17 protein-coding genes are annotated in these 22,470 nt (G+C 52.2%); 7 read left to right on the top strand and 10 right to left on the bottom strand.

Features of this window, described 5'->3' with window-relative positions; genetic code table 11:
* Positions 1-154: 154 nt before the first annotated feature.
* Together HW115_RS15885 and HW115_RS15880 are read left to right on the top strand one after the other, a co-directional pair.
* The gene (locus HW115_RS15885; RefSeq protein WP_178933936.1) at positions 155-3,250 is read left to right on the top strand and encodes a tetratricopeptide repeat protein; all 3,096 of its coding nucleotides are present in this window, start codon (positions 155-157) and stop codon (positions 3,248-3,250) included.
* 36 nt (positions 3,251-3,286) lie between these two features.
* Positions 3,287-4,231 (top strand): Mul1B family putative transporter subunit, encoded by a 945-nt coding sequence (locus tag HW115_RS15880; RefSeq protein WP_178933935.1) that lies wholly within the window; start codon positions 3,287-3,289, stop codon positions 4,229-4,231.
* 335 nt (positions 4,232-4,566) lie between these two features.
* On the opposite strand, the gene HW115_RS15875 is transcribed toward HW115_RS15880, so the two are convergent.
* From HW115_RS15875 to HW115_RS15830, 10 genes are all read right to left on the bottom strand, one after another.
* Positions 4,567-5,790, bottom strand: a complete 1,224-nt coding sequence (locus tag HW115_RS15875) for an aminotransferase class V-fold PLP-dependent enzyme (RefSeq protein WP_178933934.1) — start codon at positions 5,788-5,790, stop codon at positions 4,567-4,569.
* 48 nt (positions 5,791-5,838) lie between these two features.
* Entirely contained in the window at positions 5,839-7,767 is a 1,929-nt protein-coding gene (locus HW115_RS15870) for a DUF4340 domain-containing protein (RefSeq protein WP_178933933.1), read from the bottom strand.
* A gap of 29 nt (positions 7,768-7,796) precedes the next feature.
* Entirely contained in the window at positions 7,797-9,389 is a 1,593-nt protein-coding gene (locus tag HW115_RS15865; RefSeq protein WP_178933932.1) for a motility-associated ABC transporter substrate-binding family protein, read from the bottom strand.
* Positions 9,390-9,416: 27 nt separating this feature from the next.
* Positions 9,417-10,169, bottom strand: coding sequence for an ABC transporter permease (locus HW115_RS15860; protein WP_178933931.1), 753 nt, complete (start codon positions 10,167-10,169; stop codon positions 9,417-9,419).
* Positions 10,170-10,247: 78 nt separating this feature from the next.
* Complete coding sequence (cdd, locus tag HW115_RS15855; protein ID WP_178933930.1) at positions 10,248-10,667, bottom strand: cytidine deaminase; 420 nt, start codon at positions 10,665-10,667, stop codon at positions 10,248-10,250.
* Positions 10,668-10,674: 7 nt separating this feature from the next.
* Entirely contained in the window at positions 10,675-11,403 is a 729-nt protein-coding gene (gene deoD / locus HW115_RS15850) for a purine-nucleoside phosphorylase (protein WP_178934070.1), read from the bottom strand.
* On the bottom strand, positions 11,397-12,629 hold the full coding sequence (locus HW115_RS15845; RefSeq protein ID WP_178933929.1) for a phosphopentomutase: 1,233 nt from the start codon (positions 12,627-12,629) through the stop codon (positions 11,397-11,399). Before HW115_RS15845 ends, deoD begins: the two co-directional genes overlap by 7 nt.
* Positions 12,630-12,642: 13 nt before the next feature.
* Positions 12,643-13,962, bottom strand: a complete 1,320-nt coding sequence (gene deoA / locus HW115_RS15840; RefSeq protein WP_178934069.1) for a thymidine phosphorylase — start codon at positions 13,960-13,962, stop codon at positions 12,643-12,645.
* A gap of 21 nt (positions 13,963-13,983) precedes the next feature.
* Positions 13,984-14,163: a XapX domain-containing protein gene (locus HW115_RS15835; RefSeq protein WP_178933928.1), complete on the bottom strand. Its 180-nt coding sequence runs from the start codon at positions 14,161-14,163 to the stop codon at positions 13,984-13,986.
* Positions 14,164-14,269: 106 nt separating this feature from the next.
* Positions 14,270-14,638 (bottom strand): RrF2 family transcriptional regulator, encoded by a 369-nt coding sequence (locus tag HW115_RS15830; RefSeq protein WP_178933927.1) that lies wholly within the window; start codon positions 14,636-14,638, stop codon positions 14,270-14,272.
* 8 nt (positions 14,639-14,646) lie between these two features.
* Between HW115_RS15830 and cysE the strand changes: the two genes are divergently transcribed.
* The 5 genes from cysE (at position 14,647) to HW115_RS15805 (ending at position 22,440) form a co-directional block, all read left to right on the top strand.
* Positions 14,647-15,549 (top strand): serine O-acetyltransferase, encoded by a 903-nt coding sequence (gene cysE / locus HW115_RS15825; protein ID WP_227021582.1) that lies wholly within the window; start codon positions 14,647-14,649, stop codon positions 15,547-15,549.
* Between the two features lie 145 nt (positions 15,550-15,694).
* Positions 15,695-16,021: a hypothetical protein gene (locus HW115_RS15820; protein WP_178933926.1), complete on the top strand. Its 327-nt coding sequence runs from the start codon at positions 15,695-15,697 to the stop codon at positions 16,019-16,021.
* A 1,110-nt stretch (positions 16,022-17,131) separates the two neighbouring features.
* Positions 17,132-19,210 carry a protein kinase domain-containing protein gene (locus HW115_RS15815; protein WP_178933925.1) on the top strand — a complete coding sequence of 693 codons (2,079 nt, stop codon included), beginning with the start codon at positions 17,132-17,134 and terminating at the stop codon, positions 19,208-19,210.
* 50 nt (positions 19,211-19,260) lie between these two features.
* Positions 19,261-20,064 (top strand): hypothetical protein, encoded by an 804-nt coding sequence (locus HW115_RS15810; protein ID WP_178933924.1) that lies wholly within the window; start codon positions 19,261-19,263, stop codon positions 20,062-20,064.
* Positions 20,065-20,112: 48 nt separating this feature from the next.
* Entirely contained in the window at positions 20,113-22,440 is a 2,328-nt protein-coding gene (locus HW115_RS15805; RefSeq protein ID WP_178933923.1) for an ATP-binding cassette domain-containing protein, read from the top strand.
* Positions 22,441-22,470 lie beyond the last annotated feature (30 nt).

Here is a 22,470-nt window from a genome sequence, read left to right as displayed (position 1 = left end):
TGATTGTGATTGGAGAGTTTATTTCCTACTAATGAATAGCCGTGCCTGTGCGTTCTAAAGGACGACGGGCATGGGAAATTATCGCATCACGATTACCGCTGATAATTTTACCATTTTACACTTCTTTTTATTAAACCATTAATCACTCCATACGATGAATATGATGTTACGCCGCACTTCCTTCACCCGGTATCTGGCTATCTGTTCACTGATGTTGTTTGCTCTCTTTGGGGCTGCAAACGCTCAGGACTTGAACACCCAGATGTCCAATGCCAATAAAGCCTGGGAAGCAGGCCAATATGACAAATGCCAAGCTCTGTTTGAGCGTATTGTCAAAAACTACGGAGGTCGCGCTCCCATGTTGTATGGCCCGAAGTTCGGAGTCATCTATTACCGTAAGGGCTTGACCGAACTTAAACTCGCGAACATTGCCAAGCGTGGAAACAATCAGGATGATGCCGCCAAATGGTTTGAGAAGGCTACCGAGTCATTCAAGATGTGTTACGAGAAGTTTCCCAACGGGGCTCCCGGCATGGCGCAAACCACCAATACGGCTCATAAGGCTGCGTTGCAGCGCTGGGCTGAAGCCAGCATGGGAATTGGTGAATACAAAAAAGCCATCGACCTCTACAAAAAGTTCCTTAAGGAGCGTGAGAAGCGCGATAAAATCCTACCGACACCCGGAGGCTTTTACATTAACCTCGCCATTTGTCATTTCCTGATGGATGAGCCAAAGATTGCCGAGGGCATTCGTCATTTTGAGACCGCCTTGAAAAACAAGGAAACCATGAAGACCTCGGACAGTGGTATTGTTGCTGCTTTCCTTGCTCTTTCACAGGCTGTGATCGCGAATGATGACGAGCAGGCCATGGTGGACTTCCTCAATAAGAACCGTGCGGATATCACACTCGAGCCGTACCAGATGCTTGAGTATATTCCAGTGCTCTTGAAACTCGCAGGGAATGCATTGGAGTCCAAGATGTACAAGGCTGCCTTTGGTTTGTATGCCCTGATTCCAGGGTCAGATGATGTGATTCAAGATATTGATGCCCGGGTTGCCCAATTGGGAGGCCGTCGAGGCATTAAGGACGGCTTGAATCTTATCGAACTTGAGCGTCTGAAAAGCGGTAAGGCCAAACTTCAAAAGCGTCAATCCGATGGGATTTCCCATGATGCCCAGACGCTGACGGCCATGGCTTACCTTCAGGACAATGCTGGAAACCAGCGTGGCGTGTATGGCGTGCTTGAGCAGCTTGAGTTTTACTATCCGAAGTGCAAGAAACGTGAGGATAACCTGTTCAATCTGGTTCGTGTTTCCTCTTTGATTGGGGAAATTTTTGATACCGAGGAATACGGTAGCCGTTTCCTCAAGGATTTCCCTGAAAGTGACCATTGCGAGAGTGTTCGCCGGATGATGCTTTCCAGCCTGTTCTTTGGTGGGGAATACAAAAAGAGTCTCGAAGTTTCCTCTTACATGATTGACAAGGTTGAGCCGGGAACCGAGCAGCATGACATTTGTTTGTTTGTTCTTGGGGGCAGCCATTTTTATCTTGGCAATTTCAAAGAAGCCCAGCCTTTCCTTGATCAACACGTCAAAGAATATCCAGAGAGCAAGTTTGTGATGCACTCGGAGTATTTCCAGGGTTCCAACCTTACCCGATTGCAATATTGGGACAAGGCCGCCGAATTGCTGGACGCTTTCTTGGAAAAATACCCAGAGCCGGTAAAAAATATTTATCTTCCCAATGCTCTCTATGATCGTGCCAACTGCCATTTCTCAGAGAGTGAGTATCCTCCGGCTCTTACGATCATCGAACGCCTGGAGAGTGAGTTTGGCCAGAGTGTGGTCATCGATATGGCCTACAACATGAAGGGAAATATCTACGAATCCACTGCCAAGCGCGACGAAGCCGAAAGATATTATCTGATGGCTATTGATGTCGCCGAAAAGCGAAATAACCGTCTGGTTGCGGGTGAGGCTCTGAGTTATCTGGTCGGCATGCTCGGTCAGGAAAAAATCGACAAGAAGCCCAACCCCCGGATCAAGGATGCCGTGCCTCATTATGATAAGTTCATGACGACGTATCCTAGTTCCCCGTATAAACCACAGGTGGTGGTTTACGGCATGCCAGCGATGAAGGCTGTGGGGCGCGAAGACGAAGGTCTCGAAAATCTTCAAGGCGTGATTAGTAATCTGGCCGGACTGCAAAATCAGATGTTCCTCGAAGAGTGCGTAAATGCTTACTCCAAGGCGTTCCTTGAAAAACAGGGAAATACCCCCGAAATGCTCAAGGAGTTCTATTATAACTTCCCAGGCATCGATATCAGTAATAAGCGGGTGCTGGCTCTTCTGCGTATCGCCACCATCGGTGTGTATGAAAGTGAGATCCAGAAAGCGATTGCGGAAAAGGACGACGTCAAGCGCCGCCGCTACGAGCAGGATATTCAGACCTTGTTCAAAGATCTGCGCAGCGAGTTCAATCCCAAGGATCTTACCAACTTTGTCTTGCTCAAAGTCGGTGACAACCTGCGTGAGAAGACATCGACTCCAAAACTTGCGGTTCCATATTATGAGGAGCTCTTGAGCCGTGACGATACCTTTGGTCAGTTTAAAGCCCGTCTCGGAATTGCGGATGTGTTGGGCTACTCCGATAGTATCGAAGACAATAAGAAAGCTATCACGCAGCTCACCGAAGTCTATGAACGGGCCAAGGATGATGAAGCTACCCAGGAAAAAGCACTGTTCCGTTTGGTGGAAATCAATGCCAAGGTGGGTGACTGGAAGGCCTGTGAAGAGCGTGCTCGTCAGTATCTCAAGGAAAAGCACAACAAAAAGGCCGCGATGGTCAGTTACCTGTTTGCCGTTTCCTTTGATAAGCGCAACATGACCGAGGATGCCCTGGCATACTATGGCATGGTTTATAGCCGCTACACCGGTTACCTCACGATCTCGGCTCCATCAGTCAAGCGGGTCATGGAGATCATGTGGAATCGCGACCTCAAGAAGGGTGCCATGGTTGGCAAGGGTGATGAAGCCAAGCCGCTTACCATTGATGACCGCCAGGCTGCTTACTCTGAAATCGGCTGGAAGTATATTGCTTCGACTCGCCGCATCCGCGAAGAAAACAAGAAAGTGACCGACGAGGAAAAAGCACTTTGGGATGAAGTTGCCGCATTGGTGAAGGAGTATGAAAGCTCCGGACTGGTGAAGACGGTCGAAGAACTCAAAGCTGAGAGGACCCGCCGCTAATATTGAAAGAACCGAAACATCCAACCACTTATTAAAATGATGAAAATTTGCACTGTGATTACCTCAGCTCTGCTCTTTGCCATTGCCCCAATGGCACCGGCAGCGGATGCGAATGCGAAAGCCCGGTTGATGCATGCCAACGGCTCCCACGATGACGTGATCATCTTACTGTATAAAAACGAAACGTTTCGCTATAAGATGAATGAGCGTGACCTCAACCGTGTTGATGTCAGAATGAACAAGCTCGATGGCGTGTATTTCTACACTCCGCCGATCTTCAAAGAAGCCATGGAGCTTTATCAAGCCCGTAAATACGCCGAAGCCAAAGTCAAATTCCAGGCCTGCGCCAAAGCCTTCCGGGCGATTGACACAGCTCCCGGAAACTTTGCAACATTGGCTGGTTTCTATTCATTGGAGTGTAGCCGCCGCCAGTTCAAGCTCGACGAGTTGAATAATGAGCAAGGTCAGTTCATGAGTAAGGCCTTGGTCCGGGAAAACCAAATTCAGCAACTCGAAGTGAATGCTTTTTGGGAGGCTGTGCGACTGAAGAGCTGGGAACGCCTTGATCGCCTTGCCCAAGCTTGGAGTAAGCGTAAGGTTTCCGGTTCGCAACGGGCTCAAATTTCCTATTGTCATGGCTTGGCACTTGAGCAGTTGGCGAAAAAGGATCCGAAGCGGATGTCCGAGGCCCTGAATACCTACAACCGTGTGTTGAGTGCTGATTTCACTGCTTCCATGGAGTTGGTGATTGAAGCCGCCAACAATACCTTGCGCATTTATGCAACGGATCCAGAAGTGAAGTTGGCCATGGATTTGTGGCAAACCGAAGACGAGAATAAGTCAAAAGGAGGTTATCAGCGATTGCTCGAAGCCAACGCTCTCGTGAAACTTTATGAGCAAGCCGGATTCGATGCCATGAAGCCTCTGACTCCTGAGTATAAGAAATTCCTCCAGTATGAGTCCAAGCCAGCAGGCAGCTAATACCATTTGAGTGGTTCGTTTGTCGGAATGGCGGTGTTTGTTTGGCTTTGAGTTCAAGGTGTGACAACGATTTGTCCATTCCGATAAAATAACCGAGAGAATGGTATAAACTGGGGCATGATTAAAGATTAATGAAAAAGGGTCACCCGATGGGGTGGCCCTTTTTTGATGATCGCGTATGGTGGGGGGCTGACTTCGTTGGGTCTGCAAAAGCGTGGCCGTCGCGCCTTACCAAAGAACTCATTCATCTCGGCTATCGTCCCGTCTGTTTTTTCTACTTGGTATTAGAGCTCCATGGCCTTGTCAAGTTGGCCAGCTGCCTTGTCTCCTCGCCTCTATGAGAGCATCATGGAGGCCTTTTTGACAGCCTGCACGAGTCGTGTCACTTCCTCTTCCGTATTATACGCGGCGAAGGATGCCCTGACGGTGCCTGGGATACCGAAGCGGGCCATCAGTGGCTGGGTGCAGTGGTGGCCGGTGCGGACAGCCACACCCATTTGATCAATCAAGGCTCCCAGATCATAGGGGTGGATCCCCTCGATCCCGAAGGATATAACAGCGGCTTTGTTTGCCGCCGTTCCGTAGAATTGCATCCCGGGTAGTTCCTGAAGAGCGGCAGTTGCCAGCTCCTGGAGAGATCGTTCATGCGCGGCAATATGATCCATCCCCAGCTTGTTCATGTAATCGATGGCCGCCGCCAGGGCGATGGCACCTTCGATGTCCGGAGTGCCGGCTTCGTATTTGAATGGGAGGTCGTTGTAAGTGGTGTGTTCGAAGGTGACCTCCTTGATCATTTCTCCGCCTCCTCGCCATGGTGGGAGCTCGTTGAGAATGTTCTCTTTGCCGTAAAGGATACCGATGCCCGTGGGCCCGTAGATCTTGTGGCCCGAAAAAGCGTAGAAGTCGCAGTCGAGATCCTGGACGTCAATATTCAGATGAGGGGCGGATTGGGCGCCGTCGATCAAAACCAGAGCTCCGACCTGTTTCGCCTGACGGATCATGGATTGAACCGGGTTGATGGTTCCCAGAGCATTGGAGACGTGGTTGACCGCCAGCAGTTTGACCGAGTCGTCCAGAAGTTGCTGATAGGCTTCGAGGTCGAGGGTTCCGTCGTCGAGCACCGGAATGACTTTGAGTTGGGCTCCGGTTCGTTCGCAGAGCATTTGCCATGGGACAATGTTGGAGTGGTGTTCCAGGCCAGAGATGATGATGCTATCTTGATTGCCGATGCGGCCGGAGAGCGCCAGCGTATTGGAGACCAGGTTGATGGCGTCTGTGGTCCCCGAGGTGAAAATGATCTCGTGGTCGTGGGCTGCGTTCAGGTGAGTGGAAACCGTACGGCGGGCCGCTTCGTGGGCGATGGTTGCTTCGCGGGCCAGCTTGTGGGCAGCACGGTGAATATTGGCATTGATGGATGCGTAGTAGCGAGCTGAGGCTTCGACTACGGCCAGAGGCGTCTGGGTGGTTGCCGCGTTGTCGAGGTAGACGAGTGGTGCTCCATTGATTTCCTGATTCAGAATGGGGAAATCGGCACGTAATGTATCGGGGGAAAAAGCCATGGCTGTAGGGAAGATGCGCAGGTGAGCCTCAAGTTGGGCTGACTTGGATTACTCGAAGAGGTTGACCTTGAGTTTTGCCGCGGTGTCAGGGTTGAGTAAGAAGTAGCTATCTTCGTCGGAAGCATCGGGGCTCTTGGGGTTGGTGTCAACCTTGGCGAAGGTAATGATATTTCCCGGGGTGTTTGCGATTCGAAGTGTTTTCGTGATCGGAGGGAGGTCGTTTCCTTCGTCATCGACGCGTTTGATTTTGATACTGATGCTTATATCCGGCGTTTGCAGTGCTTTTAGTGCTTGCGGATGCATGGGGCCGATCCAGCGTTGTGCTTCCATGGATTCCAGGCTGTTGAGCAGGTTGTTTGCCCGGTGTGGGTTGAGTTCGGCGGTGACATCCGTTTCTTCTCCGGTCTTGCCTCGTGTTGCAGACCATTGCTCTGAGAAGAACGCGTATTTCAAGTTGACGGGTTGGCTGTCATTTTGATGGATGGTAATCTGTTCGATATCCACTTTGGGGATATGCCAGACGTGGGATGTTTTCCATTGCCATGGGTGGACGGCAATTTTGCCGAGTGTTTCCGGGCTGATTTGCCAGATGTTGGGTTTGCCGATCAGGTGGGCGTAGATGTTTTCTCCATTGGGTTCGCGGCCGAATGCGAGAGCCAGTGATTCTCCACCAAAGCTGATGAATGCCAGTTGAAGGAATGGGTAGTCCAAGCCGTAGGGGCTGAGGTCGCTGGCAGCATCGGTTACAAATTTTTCGATTTTATCCCGGGTGACTGCGGTCATAAGCGAGATCACAGCATTTTGGTTGGCCGCTTCGTATCCATTTTTGCGGAGAACCTGCCAGGTGGTTTTGGTGGTACGGGCCAGCAGGGTGGGTAAACTTCCCTGCGGTTTGATGATGATTTTTTCGAGTTGAGGGCCGTTCAGGTGGGTCATGGTTTTTGACCTCAGGTCATTGACCCCCGTTTGGAATTGGCTCAGGGAGATGATTCCCGGGTCATTTGAAGTCATCGGTAAATGAAAGACGGTGTCGGGCCGATTACTTACTGTCGCCAGAGCGACCGTTTCCCCTTCTTTTTCCGGGAGATAGACGCGCAGGACGAAGTCCTCGTCCATTCCGTCTGAGTGGATGGCAATTTCGCGGGAGTGGGCGTCACTTTGTTCGGCCGTGGGTAAGGTGACGTTGGCTCTGTCCTCTACCTTGACGGCCCTGAGTCGCGCGAGGTTGGTGAAAAGGTCGGCGAGGGCAGTGGGATCTACACGAAGGTCCAGAGGCTTGGTGATCCTCCATGGTGAGCGCAAGGTTTCGCGCGAGATTACGACTTCTCCTTCATCATTTTGAATGCGGGTCTTATCGAGAAACTGGTGGCTGAAATAAAACGGGTGGTGGTCCCGGAAGCGTTCGAATTGGTTGTTAAACAGGTTTTGAATGTTATTCACCGGTGATGAGCACAGGTAGATATTGTGCTTGAGATCCTTGTCGGCGAGGCGGATGAAGGAGGTTCCCATGGTGCTTTTACCATCTTCAACTGGAACTTTCCAAGCTGCTTGGCGGCCGATGCGGTAGTCACAAATGTTTTCTCCCTTGGCGTCATACATGCTGACCCGGGTGTTTCCTTTGCGTAAGCCGAAGTCGCGGAGTTCAAGGTCCTTGCGGGGGATGACTTCCTGGACTTCGAGGCTGGCAGTGAATTGGAAGAGCGTGCGGATGAAGAGCATGTCAGCGCGGTCGTTCCAGGGTTCCTGGGCGATCCAGATATTGCCTTCGCTTTGAAATGTCGCTTTTTTGCCCTCGCTGTCGGTGAGTGTGATGCGGCGAACCTGATTCAGGGATTCGACATCGAAGAGTTTTTTTCCGGGTTCAGCTGCTGGAGTTCCAAAGATGGCGTCTCGGTACTTGCCGTCAGTATGCACGAGTGCCAGCGTCAGCAGCGTGACGGAGAGCAAGGCAAGCAAGATGGTGGAAAGGTAACGCATAGGTCAGAGATCTAGCCGGTGGGGGGGGATTAGGCCCGCCGCATGTTCCAGACAACGAGCGAGATGAGGATGGCGAGTGCTGGAAGGAAAATCAGGAGAAGCCTGTTAATAAAGGTGTTATGGGAGTTCAGCAGGGTGATTTTGTGACGGTAGAGTTTGCGAGGTCCGATGCCGATGAGTTCTTCCCGCCCGATCAGCCAGTTGGTGCTCGATTTGACAAAGTCAGCTTGTTCGGGGCGGGTGTTCTTTTTCGCCAGAAAGTCGGTATTGGCGATGACCACCATTTTGGAAACCAGATTGATCGTGGCGTCGGACGTTGCCTGACCGCGGATTACAGCTGCGGAGAGGTAGAGTGGGGCTTCGTTGTCTTCCTCTTTATTGAATTGTGGAGATTCTTCGGTGTATCGCGTTTCTCCCCACCAGCCTTCGGTTGCTTGGATCAGTGAAATGGGGGTGATCCGCCGGTTGGTCAGTTGATCATCGTTCTCTCTGACTTCCAAGCTGCAGGTCGAGCCGTCGAAGACGGTAGATTTACCCCCGAGGTCGATGTTGATTTTCGGACCGCGGGTGAAGATCGCCCTGACATTGGACAGCGTTTGTTTGTTCTTCACCTGAATGATCCGGTCATTTCTCGGTGTAATTCCGTAGTTTCGAAGGAAGATTCTCAGGTTGTTGAGTTTAATGTTCGGATCCAGCGTCACGAGCAGTGACGATTGGGGGCGGTCCCAGTATTCATTCAGGATTTCGAGTTCCCGCTCATCGAGGTCATACTGGGGGGCAATGAGGGCGAAACCTTCTGCGTCGTCCGGGATCCGCTGGATGTCAGCGAGTCGCAGTGGCGTGAGCAGGATGTTTTGTTGCCAGAGCATGTTTGCGAGAATTTGCCAGGCTGGAGCTCCATCTGTGGCTTCCAGATTGCTTTTATCCGTGGCAAAATACATCCGGCGTGGGTTGCCTTCGATGGCGCCGAGGATCGCTGAGGAGACGATGTCTTCGTCTTGCCACGCTGCAATATAGCGTTGCTTGAACTGGTCGACTTCCTCGATATAGAGGTCCTTGACTTTAATTGTCCGGATATGGGCGGCAAAGTTGTCGCTTGGTCCCGCGTTGCTATTTGTTGTTTCCGGTGTTGTTTCCGGCGTCGTTTTTGTTTGGGGACGGCCGTCGATGATGATCATATCATCGATGTATGGTTGCTTGTAGGTGTTGGCGATTTCCAAGGTGCGGTCAGTTTGGCGCGCCGGATCAACAAACTCGAGATCAATGGATTTACCAGCGGTTCCTTTGTAGGCATCCAGCAGGTTGTACATTCGCGAATAGTGAGGCGAACTACGCCGGATCACTGCGATGACCCTGATGGGCGAGGTTCGTTTTTGGATCGCTGATCCGGTGATCAACTTGTCGGTATGGTCGGACAGCGTAAAGGTCTCGTTTTCGGTCAGGTCGATGCGCTTGTGGCGGGCACAGCTAAGATAGTTGGCTGCTCCGACGGCGATCAGGATCAGGACCAGTTGGATGATGACGGTGAGTGACTGTCCGGCACGCCGGATCGGGCGGGTAGGGCGAGATGTTTTGGTCTTCTTTGATGAGCTGGATGAAGACTCCTTGTTGGCTTTAGGCATGGCTGGTGAGCAAAAGGGTTGGACGAATCAGACTTTCCAGCGGCGGAAATCCAGTGTCATGTGAGTGAGGAATAAGAACAAGCCGGCCATACTCAGGTAGTAGACGATCGGTCGGGTATCCACGAGTCCTTTGGCAAAATTGATCAGATGTTCTTGGATGGATACGTATTGGAAGAGGACGTTGGCCTTGAACCCTTCACCAGTGTAATAGGGAATGAATCCGAGAAAAAACAGAATCACCAGAAAAGCAATTGTGATGATGCCGGCAACAATTTGACTAGAGGTCAGGGTGGAGGCAAAGCAGCCAATCGCGAGGAAAAAGGCGCCCATTAGTAGGAGGATGCTGTAGGTTCCCAGAATGTGACCGGTTTCCACTGGTGCCGGTTGGCCTGTGACCAGAGCGAAGATTTTCAAATGCAGTAAGAGCGGGAGCCAGAGCAGGGCGTAGAAACAAAAGGCAGCGAGGTATTTTGAAAAAACAACCTGGGTGGTGGTCACCGGAGCCGTCATGAGTGTTTCGAGGGTTCCGGTTTTTGCTTCGTCTGCGAATAGACGCATGGTCAGGAGAGGGAAAATAAAGAGGAAATAGAACCAGAAGTTGGGGGTTTTCAAGCTGACCAGCAGGAAGTTATCCAGCATGGGAGCATCCTTCATTTGTTCCATGGCGCTGGACATGGAGAGTCCTTGCATGAAGAGCACCAGAGCCAAAACCACCCAACCAAAGGGGGTAAGGAAGTAATTTTTGAATTCCTTGCGGAACAGAATGTAAAAGACGCGCATAGGGATAAGTTTCGCTGCAGGGGAAATAGGCGAAATCTCCTCGGGGTAAAAGGGAATAATCCCCCAAATTAGATCGAATCAATGATTGCGAGGTTCTGGGAGTGATGATGTTTTCAGGTTTTGCGGGCCAAAGGCGTTGGGGAGGAGCTCGTTTAAGCAGAGCCGTTGCCTGATATTCCCATTAGGGCCTCCAATCAGAACCGTGAGCTCCGGGGCGAATTCGTTGAGTGCTTGGCGGCATGCTCCGCAAGGGCTGCCATCGCCTTGCAGGCAAAGTGCGAGAGTTTGGAACTGACGCGATCCATGGGCGATTGCGTTCCCTAAGGCTACCCGTTCCGCGCATTGGCTTAGTCCGTATGAGGCATTTTCAATATTGCATCCGCTGAAAACCTCACCGGTCATGGTGAGCAGTGCGGCTCCAACGAAGAAGCCGGAGTAGGGGGCGTAGGCTCGTTCTCGGGCCTGCCTGGCGCATTCAAAAAGCTGATCATCGGTCATGGTCTTGTTATTTCGAGGTGTCGGCTTCTATGGATTTGCTTGTTTCAAGCGCGAGCTTCATCATTTCTTCGAAGCTGGACTGCCGTTCCTCTGCCGTGGTGGCCTCCCCAGTACGGATGTGGTCGGAAACGGTGCAGATGGCCAGGGCTTTTGCTCCAAACTCGGCCGCCACACCATATAGCCCGGCGGCTTCCATTTCTACGGCAAGCACGCCCATGGACTCCATGGTATCGAACATTCCTGAATTGGGCGTGTAGAAGAGGTCCGCTGAAAATAGGTTGCCATTGCGTACCGGGAGATTCAGTTGCCCCGCCGCATCGTTTGCGGCTTTGAGTAGACTATAATCAGCGATGGCAGAAAAATCATGATCTTGGAAGCGTTGGCGGTTCACTTTCGAGTCGGTGCATGCTCCCACGGCGATCAGGATGTCCCGGATCGCCACCGAGCGATTGACCGCTCCGCAACTGCCGACCCGGATCAGGTTGTTGACTCCGTATTCTGTGATGAGCTCTTTGGCATAAATGGAGATCGAGGGGATTCCCATTCCGCTGCCCATGACGGAGACAGGGGTGCCTTGGTAGCTGCCGGTGAAGGCGAGCATGTTACGGACTGAGCTGACTAGTTTTGGAGAATCCAGAAAGGTTTTGGCGATGTATTCCGCTCGGAGTGGGTCTCCGGGCAGCAGGCATGTCGGGGCAAAATCGTTGGCTTGGGCATTGATGTGAGGTGTCATGATGATCGGGCGCTTGTTGGTGTAAATAGAGCTGTGCCGTATTCGAAAGGCGGGAGGTCAAAGTGTCGGGCCAGGGTTTGAGCGATGTCTGCAAATGTGGATCGGTGACCGAGGTTGCTCCCCTGGCTTTGTGTTTTTTGATAGGTCAGAATCGGGACCTTCTCACGGGTATGGTCGGTTCCTTTCCAGCTTGGATCATTGCCGTGATCTGCGGTGATGATGAGTAGGTCGTCATCTTGCAAGTGCCGCAAGAGTTTGGGAAGTTCCCGGTCGAAGGTTTCGAGTGCCCGACCGTAGCCCATGACATCCCTGCGGTGACCATAGACAGCATCAAAGTCGACAAAGTTGGTCATGATCAGTTGATGGTTGGTCGCCATGGCTGTGGCATCCATGGCGGCCAGAGTGGCTTGCCAGAGGGCCGGATGTCCGGAGGCTCGGACTTCACGGCTGATACCGGTGTGGGCAAAGATGTCGGCTATTTTACCGATGCCGGTGACCTGTCCACCGGCTTCGGTGAGTTTTGTTAATAAGGTGGGGGCGGGTGGTTCAATGGCGTAGTCGTGGCGGTTGCCTGTCCGTTCGAAGTTGGATGCACTGTTACCGATGAATGGGCGGGCGATCACACGGCCAATCTTGAGGGGCATGAGGATTTCCCGGCAAAGCATGCAGAGTCGGTAGAGGTTTTCCAGGCCGAAGCTCTGTTCGTGGCAGGCGATTTGAAAGACACTGTCTGCGGAAGTATAAAAAATGGGTTTTCCTGATTGGATGTGTTTTTCTCCGAGTCGGGCGATGATGTCCGTTCCCGAGGCGTGACAGTTGCCGAGATAGCCGGGAATGCCACTTGTTTCAACGATCTGATCTAGAATTGATTGGGGGAAAGAGTCTGTGAGATAGGGGAAATAGCCCCAGTCCCAAAGTGCCGGCACGCCCATCATTTCCCAGTGTCCGCTCGGCGTGTCTTTTCCGGACGAAATCTCTCTGGCGCAAGCGTAAGATCCGATGGGTTCTACGGCGGGACGAATGCCCGTTGGCAACCGGCCTGTGTGTAATTGATAGGCATGGGCTAACCCGAGTTGGCAAAGGTGGGGGATGTGAAGTGGAGACCCGGATTCAAGGCATCGCTCGGCAATGTGTCCCAGAGTGTCCGCTCCGGCATCACCGAACTCCTCGGCATCAGAGGAGGCTCCAATACCTAGTGAATCGAGAACAAGAAGGATGACACGGGACATGGCGAGTGATGAGTTAGCCTGAAGCGATGGTGTTGAGTATCACTGGCTGGGGAGATGGTGGCTGTTGGCCAATGGTGATGGCCTGTTGGATTTGTTTAGCCGCCTGTTGCCAGTCGTCTTCTGTTTGGGCGTGGATGGTTGCCAGCGGGGAGTCCGTGACTTGTCCTGGTTGGATGATGTCGGAGAGTCCCACGGCGGGGTTGATCTGGTCTTGCGGGCGGGACCTTCCTCCTCCTAGCCCGACGATGCTGAGTCCGAGTTGGCGGGTGTCGATGGAGGTAATCACACCGGGATGTTTGGCGAAAATCGGGCGGATGACTGGAGCTGATGGGAGGTAGCTCGTGTGGCGCTCAAGGAGGTCTCCCGGAGCTCCCAGTTGCTGACACATATTAGCGAAGGTCTCGGCGGCGGCTCCGCATTGCAATGCCTGTTCGAGTTGCTGTTGGGCATTCTCGTTGTTTGGGGCCAGTCCACTAAGTTGAAGCAGTTCCGATCCCAGGGCCATGATGACCTTCTTGAGTCGCGGGTTTTGATGTTGGCCTGTTAGGAAATGGATGGCTTCTCGGATTTCGAGAGCATTGCCTGCGTTGTCGCCGAGGCATTGGTTCATGTCGGTGACCAGAGCCGAGGTTTTGACTCCCGCTGCATTGGCGACGCTGGTGATGTGTTTGGCCAGAGTCTCAGATTGCAGATGGTCTTTCATGAAAGCACCGTTTCCGGATTTAACGTCCATCACCAGGCAGTCGATTCCTTCGGCTAATTTTTTTGACAGAATGGAGGCTGTAATCAGGGGGATGGATTCGACCGTGGCGGTGACATCTCGAACGGCGTATATTCTGCGGTCGGCGGGAGCGAGTTCAGCGGTTTGACCAATGATGGCGACACCGCATTGGGAGACGACCCTGCGGAAGGTTTCCTTGTCGGGGGTGACATGGTAGCCGGGGATTGATTGGAGTTTGTCGAGGGTTCCGCCGGTGTGGCCGAGGCCTCTACCTGAGATCATGGGGACGAAGGCTCCGCAGGCGGCTAACATCGGTCCTAACATGATGGAGGTTCCATCGCCAACGCCTCCGGTTGAATGTTTGTCCACGATGGGACCAGGGAGATCTTGTTGCTTCCAGTCGAGCACCTCTCCGCTGTCTCGCATGGCGAGGGTGAGAGCGGTTGCTTCACGCCGGTTCATGCCGTTGAAGTAGACGGCCATGGCAAAGGCTGCAATCTGACTATCGGTGACCTTTGCGCTGGTGACCCCATCAACAAAGCTTTCAATTTCGGCCGGAGTCAGTGTCTCTTGGTCTCGTTTTTTGCGTATGATTTCCTGTGGGAGCATGATAGCGGGAGGACTCATGGTTACTCAGGAACTGAGGGACTTCCAGATCAGTCCTCCGAGGTAGATACCGACGATTCCGAGCACCCCGGGCAGGGCGGGTGGGGCCGGGATCGGCAGTTTGATTGCCGAAAAAAGAATGCCGACAATGAGGCCGGCGACCAAGGCGAGGAACGGGTCTTTGCAGAGCGACAGGAATTCGTCCATGATGTCCGAAGATAGCGGATAATCATCTTCAGGCGAGAGCGAAATACGGGAAAGTGCCGGGTGGGTGGTTTGTCTATAATTGCAGGCAGGGGATTCCTAGCCTCAATTAAATATAGAACATGGGAGATTGGGTTCCCAAGGTGTCGAGCGTGATGGATTTAAGCTCTTTTGTTAGTGCTTGGGACGCTTGATCCCAAGCAGCCTTGACGGCACTTCCCGATTCGCCTTCCACGGCAATGTTGAGTCGGAGTAACCCGGACTCCACGGCCTGAGTGATTTCGAACAGGGAAATCTCGCGAGGGGCGCGGGCGAGTAGATAGCCACCGGCTTTGCCACGTTTGCTTTCGATCAGACCATCACGTTTCAAGTCGTTGAGGATTTGAACTAAAAAATTGGCTGACACGTCTTCACGTTGCGCTAGTTCGTCTAGTCGTGTAAGAGTGTGGCCGTCATGATGCCGGGCGAGTTGAACCATCGCTCGGCATGCATATTCTAGTTTCTGGGAAATCCTCACAAGACGCAATGCAACACGAAAGCCAATTACAAGCCAGTGACAAGCACGCCAATCTCTGTCATACAGCCCGCACCCTCGAAGAGAACCGGGCAGAGCTGGCCTTGATTTGGGATGGTGTTCGGCAAGCGGCCAGTGAGATCTCTGAAGAGGAGTCCCATTTGCACCATTTGCTCGAGGATGTGATTCTCAGTCGGGAGAGTTTGACCGAAAGTTTAGCCGCACGTTTGGCTCGTAGGTTGTCCCGGGAAGATATGCTACGAGCTGAGCTGGAGCCATTATTGTTTGGGATCCTCGATACCAATGAGCAATTGGTCCAGAGTGCAGCCTGGGACTTGCAGGCGATCTATGAGCGGGATCCTGCATGCCAATCAGCACTCGAACCCTTACTCTTCTATAAAGGTTTTTTGGCCATCACAGCATACCGGGTGTCGCATCAATTGTGGCTTGATGGTCGAAAGGCACTGGCCTTGTATTTCCAGAGCGTGGTGAGTGAGATTTTCGGAGTGGATATCCATCCAGGGGCAACCATCGGATGTGGCATTTTGTTGGACCACGCCACCAGTGTGGTGGTAGGGGAAACGGCGATTATTCATGATAACGTGTCGATTTTACATGAAGTGACGCTGGGAGGAACCGGGAATGAGGTCGGAAACCGCCATCCCATTGTGTGCTCCGGTGTCTTGATTGGAGCGGGGTCGAAAATTCTTGGGCGAGTGACCATCGGAGAGTGTGCGAAGATTGGGGCGGGAAGTGTGGTTCTTGAGGATGTTCCTGCGCATAAGACGGTTGCCGGTGTCCCCGCAATCATCGTGGGTGAAAGTTGTGAGGAAAATCCAGCGATGGATATGAATCAGCGCTTGAGCGATGAATAAAAAGATGAGGCGTGTGATGTCGCGTTCTTTTTAAAATAATTGGCGATGTTGGGCTCGTGGTGTCGATTTTGAGCTGTAAATTGAAAAATATTAAAAATTTAGCTGTTCATTTAGTCTGATGATCCGTATATTACGGCCTCACTAAGTGAACACAACCGTTGCAGTTGTCGACTTCGATCACAGTATCAGCGTGGAGGAGTTGAAAGTCACGGCCCCGGGAGCCTCCAACTCCCGGGGCGTTTTTTTTGTGTGTGCCCGGCAGGGCGCACCGACTTGGAGGGGCAAGTCCCCTGCGGGCTCGGCAGAGAGAAGCGCTAGCGGAAGGCAAGCGGTGCGAAAAGCACAAAGCTGCCAGCATGAAGGCAAACGGCGGGTCCTTGACCTTGATCTCGAAAAGTTTTTCGATGTGGTCAATCATGATATCCTGATGCAGAGCTCTGCGAGCGAGAGTAAACGATACCGTTTTGTTTAAACTCATCGGGCAATACTTGCGGAGCGGAATCATGGATCGGGCCTTCAAGAGGGAATACTTTGACTCCCTCGGATTGGTGGATCTGCAATCAGAAGCAAAGTTCATTGATCAGACAGTCCTAAGATGAACCGCCGTGATACGGAACCGTACGTCCAGTGGTGTGGGATGTGGCGGGAGCAGGGGGAGAGTAGGACCGATTTCTAATCGGTCGGCTGGTAGGGGATGCGCGCTTGGGATGTGTTCTTCCAAAGCTTGCCGACAGGTTGGGAAACCTGTCCTACTGTGGGTGTGCGCAGAGGTGCGCGGCTTTTGGCTTGCTGATGTGTGTAGGGGTGCTCTGTCGTGTGACGTGAGTAGAGGAAGAGAGTAGGACCGATTTCTAATCGGTCGGCTGGTAGGGGATGTGCGCTTGGGATGTGTTCTCCCAAAGCTTGCCGACAGGTTGGGAAACCTGTCCTACTGCGGATGTGCGCAGAGGTGCACGGCTTTTGGCTTGCTGATGTGTGTAGGGTTGCTCTGTCGTGTGACGTGAGTCGAGGAAGAGAGTAGGACCGATTTCTAATCGGTCGGCTGGTAGGGGATGTGCGCTTGGGATGTGTTCTCCCAAAGCTTGCCGACAGGTTGGGAAACCTGTCCTACTGTGGGTGTGCGCAGAGGTGCACGGCTTTTGGCTTGCTGATGTGTGTAGGGGTGCTCTGTCGTGTGACGTGAGTAGAGGAAGAGAGTAGGACCGATTTCTAATCGGTCGGCTGGTAGGGGATGTGCGCTTGGGATGTGTTCTTCCAAAGCTTGCCGACAGGTTGGGAAACCTGTCCTACTGTGGGTGTGCGTAGAGGTGCACGGCTTTTGGCTTGCTGATGTGTGTAGGGTTGCTCTGTCGTGTGACGTGAGTCGAGGAAGAGAGTGGGACCGATTTCTAATCGGTCGGCTGGTAGGGGAGGCGCGCTTGGGATGTGTTCTTCCAACGCTTGCCGACAGGTTGGGAAACCTGTCCTACTGCAGGTGTGCGCAGAGGTGTGCGACTCGAGGGGCTGATGTTTGTTCTCCCTGATCCGAGGTGACGGGATTGCTTCTTGACACTGGCAAGGGGGCTCTGCCACGGTCTGTCTGATGGTGACTGAGCAAAATGCGCTGTGTCTTGAAGTAGGAGTCCAGCTTGAAGAATACCGGATCGACGGGGTGTTAGGTAAGGGCGGCTTCGCCATTACTTATTCCGGCGAAGACCAGCGTTTGCAAAAGCGTGTGGCCATTAAAGAGCTACTGCCCGATGGAATCGCTACACGTGTCGACGGCAACACGGTGATGGCTCAAACGGAGTCATTGCGGGATGATTATGAATGGGCCATTGATTCGTTTATCAAGGAGGCTCGGACGATTGCTGGATTTGAGCATCCAAATATTGTGCGGGTGCTCAGGTTTTTTCGTCAAAATGGAACGGCTTACATGGTGATGCCCTTTATTGAAGGAGAGGACCTTCGGCATGTGATGCGAAAAAGAGGATCGTATGCTTATCAGGATTTGGTTCCCATTTTACTCCCATTGCTGGATGGCTTGAGAGTGGTTCATCTGGCGGGAGTTTTGCACCGCGATATCAAACCTGAGAATATTTATATCACGCAACATGGAACACCGATCTTAATCGATTTTGGGGCTGCCCGACAGCAGGTCGGTGGAAAGAGTCTGGATGTTACGAGTATCATTACCCCCGGGTATGCACCGATCGAGCAATACTCAACGGATGCAAAGTATCAAGGGGCGTGGAGCGATATTTACAGTATGGCGGCATGTGTTTATCACATGATTACCGGTAAAAAACCGGCTCCCGCAAGTGAGCGGAATGATGCGTTTCGCAATCAGCAACCCGACCCGCTGGTTCCATTGTGCCAATTGCAACCAGCTGGGTTTCCTCCGGCATTTTTGAGTGGTATTGATCAGGCTTTGCAGATGGGTGAAGCCCAACGTCCGCAGTCGGTAGATGCCTGGTTGAGTATGTTAGCTTTATCTGATTCTCCGAGTCATATACACACTTCGCGGCCGACAGCAATTCCGCCGATGCCCCAGCCTGCATCCTCTGGGGGAAGTAAGAAGCTAGTGTTCTTGGCGGTTGCGATGTTGCTGCTTGCGATGACCGTTGCCGGAGGGACGTTCTGGTACTTGAACCGTGATGGGGGCCTCGCTCAAGGAGAGAAGGAAGCGGATAAAGGCTCCAAGGGGGAGACCGTTAAAAAAGAACAGCCGGTGTTTGATGATGGTCAGGATCAGCTAACGGATCTCGAGGTGGCGATCAAGCTCGGGGAGTATGATCAGGCGGAAAAAATGATCCGGGGATTGGACCGAAAGAATTTACCTCATCAACAGCGCTTGAAGTTGGCTGATCTTCGAGAGTTGCGTGAACGTGAGATGCGCTCGTGCCCCGCCATGGTGATGTTTCAATCTACTCCATCGTCGGTAACAGTGTATGTGGATGGTGAAAAGCTGAGCCCGAAAGGTGGACGGTATGCACTCAAGGGTGTCGGGAGGCATAGCCTTCGGATTACATCCCCGGGACGAGAAAGTGAAGAACGGGTGGTGACGGTCAAGAGCAAGGGGCAGGTAATTGATCTTGGCGTGATTCGCTTGTCAGAGGATGACGCAACACGGCAAGCTCGAATCAATAAGGACAAGGCAGATGCCGACCAAATGCGTAGGGATCAAGAGGCAAGAGACCGGCAGATTGCCAGACAGCGGGAAGCCGACGCGAAAAAGCAAGCTGAGTTGGAGGAAAACAACAGGGAAGCTAACCTGAAAAAGGAGCTGGTTTCCTTTGTGAATGATTATTACCGCCGTCTTTCCAGTAATGATGTCAATGTGGTGGTGGGACTATACGATAACTATGTCAACTTTGAATACATCAAAGGTCGAAAGGCCTCGAAGCGTGAGGTGATGCAAAGTTTTTCAGCTAACATGAAACGCTGGCCTAACCGGTCATATAAGTCTCACGGGAAGACCAGTTATGAATCCTTGAACCCATCCAATACCCGGGTGAAGCTATACTTTGGATACGATTATAGCTATTCGAACTACAGTGGTAAGCGGGCCAAAGGTAAAGCCTATGACACGGTGACGATTGAAAAAAAATCTGGCGATTGGAAGATTACGAGTTGGGAGCAGGGGGTGAAGCGGACCCGAAATGATTTGAAAGGATTGTAAGTATGGAAAAATGGAAAAAATATAGATCGTTGGCTTGTGTATGTTTCGTTGTGATCGCCAGTGCTGGAGTGCATGCTGATCCAGCAAAGGATATACCTCAACGTGAGCGAATGGGGGCCCAAATCGTTAAGCCGAATTTCAATCAGCTGGTGCTCCAAGGGATTCGTAAAATGCCCAAAGGAGGGGGGTACGAGACGAGTCGTCGTGCTGCGATGGGGATTCGGTATTCCATGGTTTACCGCGATAATCAGTTGGTGGTGAATGCACGGCATGCGGTTCCAAGCTATTGCTCGGGTGCGACATATCTGGCCTTTCTTTATGCCGTGAAAGAGGCCGAGCGGAAGGGGTATTTGAAATTGTCCCAGTCGGACGCCATTGCGTTGCTTGCTAGAGGTCAGCAAGATGGTGTCGGAGTCTGGGGGAGGTGGAATGCCAACGGACCGGGCACGGCGGTGTTTTTTCATGAAACCGGGATCGGCAAAAACTTTGAATCGTATCAGGGGGCAAAGCCGGGTGATTTTATGAAGATTTTTTGGACGGATGAAATTGGCAAAAAGGAATTTGGCCATTCGGTGATTTATCTCGGAAGCTTTCGTAAAGATGGAGCTCACTGGGTAAAATTCTGGTCGAGCAACCAGAAGCAAGGGTATGGAGAAAAATCGGTGCCTGCGAGTAAGATCAAGTGGGCGATCTTTAGCCGGATCACCGACATCAGGAAGGTTGGAAATGTGGATCGCATTAGTAAAAAGAATACCTTCCTCGCGGATATGCTTACCAAGTCGTATTCTCAAAAGGATGTCAGAAAAAAAGCCGGTATGAAATCTGGCACCCGGCGGACGTTTCTCGGTCTATGACCTGGATGCATTTGTTTCTTAGTTGTATCCCTTACCCCCTAAATCCTCGTGAACCGTTCCTTTGTTATTGGCAGGTCTCCTACTTGCGATCTGGTGATCAATAATTATTTTATTTCCCGGCGGCATGCGGAGTTATTGATGCTTCCCTCCGGAGGTTTGGGGATCCGTGACTTGGGTAGTTCGAATGGTACCGGGATCGGAAGCATGGAGCACGTTATTCATGAAGCGCCGCTGCATGAGATGGACTTGGTGTATTTCTCGGAGGACTTTCCGGTTCCCGGCGGGGTCCTGATCCGGCATTTCGAAGAGTGGCGGTCGAGTGGCTTTCAATTGCGGGCATCCTTGACCCTGGGGGGAGTGAAAGTGTTTGCCCCTGGTGCGATTCGGATCGGGAGTTCACCTATGGCGGATGTTTGTTTGCCTGTGCTGGGTATCGCTCCCGAGCATTTGCTGGTTGTTTATGAAAATGGCTGGGTCGTCAGGGACATGGTTGGAGGCGCTACCATCCGGGGGCAAGCGATTGGGGCTTCAGGGGTGTATCCATCATCGGGAGATGTCATTGAGCTGGAGTCGGAGTCGGTGTCACTGACGTTTTCACCCCAACAGATGATGATTGGCCGGCAGCGCAAGGGGTTTACCATCCAATCCGAATCCTTGTTTTTTACGGTCAAAGACCGGACAACAGGTGAACCCCGGCACTTGTTACAAGATATTTCGGTGTCGATGATGCCTGGTGAGTTGGTAGCCTTGATGGGGCCATCAGGGAGTGGAAAGACAACCTTTCTCAATGTCCTGGCCGGGATTACTTCAGCCAGCCGGGGGAGTGTAAAATATGACGGGGTGGAGATCCGTGCCGGAGATGTTGCTTCGGCCAGCCATTCGGGGTATGTGCCTCAGGATGACTTGCTATACGGCGAGTTGACGGTTGCGGAGTCGTTGTACTATTCGACCCGTTTCCGGGTGCCGAACTCTGTGTCGGACTCCCAGATTAGGCATAAAATTGTCGAGGTTTGCAATGTGTTGGGGTTGGATGCGCGGATACGGGACACCTTGATTGGATCACCAGCGAAAAAGACCTTGTCGGGTGGCCAGCGTAAACGGGTGAACCTCGCCATGGAGTTGGTGACGGATCCTCTGGTCTTGTTTCTTGATGAGCCGACGTCGGGTTTATCCAGTCGCGACACACGTGTGGTGGTGGATGCACTGAGAGATCTGGCATCGAGTATGTGTATCGCCGTGATTGTGACGATTCATCAACCATCGCTGCGGGTTTACCGGACCTTTGACAAAGTGATATACCTCAAGGATGGGCGTCTGGTGTATTACGGGAATGCCTTTCCCGAGGGAGTGAGCTATTTCATAACCAATGAGCCGCCTGAAGTTGCGGGGGCGGATGCGGTTATGGAGGCGTTAGAGGATCAGGATGCCGCGGCATCCTCGGATGCTTACTTGCGCTCGGATGCTTGCCAAAAATTTGTTCGCGAACGTTCCTCCTTGTTATCTGAAATTTTTGCTTATGCCGCAGGCTTGCCCGGGGCTCGTGCCGTGGAAGCATGGGTAAGTCAGGTGTTTCATGCTTCTACCCGTTATGCGAAGTGCCGGATTCGCGATTGGCAAGCCTTGTTGATTCAGGTGATGCAGGGGCCTTTGGTCGGTTTGTTGTTGGGGCTCGGCTTAGGTGGAGTCCGTTTGAATACTCCCTTGTTTTTGTTTGTCTTTGTGTCGATTTGGTTTGGGACCAATAACACGGCGCGGGAGTTGGTCGGGGAGAGGAATCTGTTTCGCAGGGAAAAGCGTAGCGGCGCGGCAGTGGGGGCCATGCTTTTGTCAAAGCTATCGATGAACAGTCTGGTGACCTTGCTTCAGTGTGTGCTCCTGATTGTGGTGAGTCGTCTATTTTTGGATTTGGACTTGAGTTATGGTGTCGCCATTCTCGTTTGTTGGCTGGCTTCGCTGGTTGGGATCTCGGTGGGCTTACTGATCAGCGCCTGTGCAAAAACCGATGTTGCGGCCATTGTGATCACGCCATTGGTTCTCATCCCCTTTATCCTGTTTGGTGGCTTGTTGGCTCCAATGGATAGTTTTGAAAAAACGCCGGATTCGGAAGAAAAAACAGGGGCCAAGCTGCTGACCCAAATCATGCCGTCCCGCTGGGCGTATGAGGCCATGGTACATGCTGAAAAGAAAGAGCAGACCGGTGAGCCGTCCGTTGTGATGGATCCGGCGATGGTCTTTCTTGAATTTAGGTCCGGTGACGCGGGGATGGAGGAAGATGATCGACAAAAGCGGATATTCCTTTGTTTGTCGGTGCTACTTGGACAGTTTGTTTTGTTTTTCTCCTGTGTCTGGGGGCGAGTGAAGATGAAGTCCTATTGAAACTTACATTTGGCGTTGCGGGTTCGAGGC

Source organism: Oceaniferula marina, from assembly GCF_013391475.1.
Lineage (GTDB): Bacteria > Verrucomicrobiota > Verrucomicrobiia > Verrucomicrobiales > Akkermansiaceae > Oceaniferula > Oceaniferula marina.
This window is presented reverse-complemented; position numbering and strand designations above follow the sequence as displayed.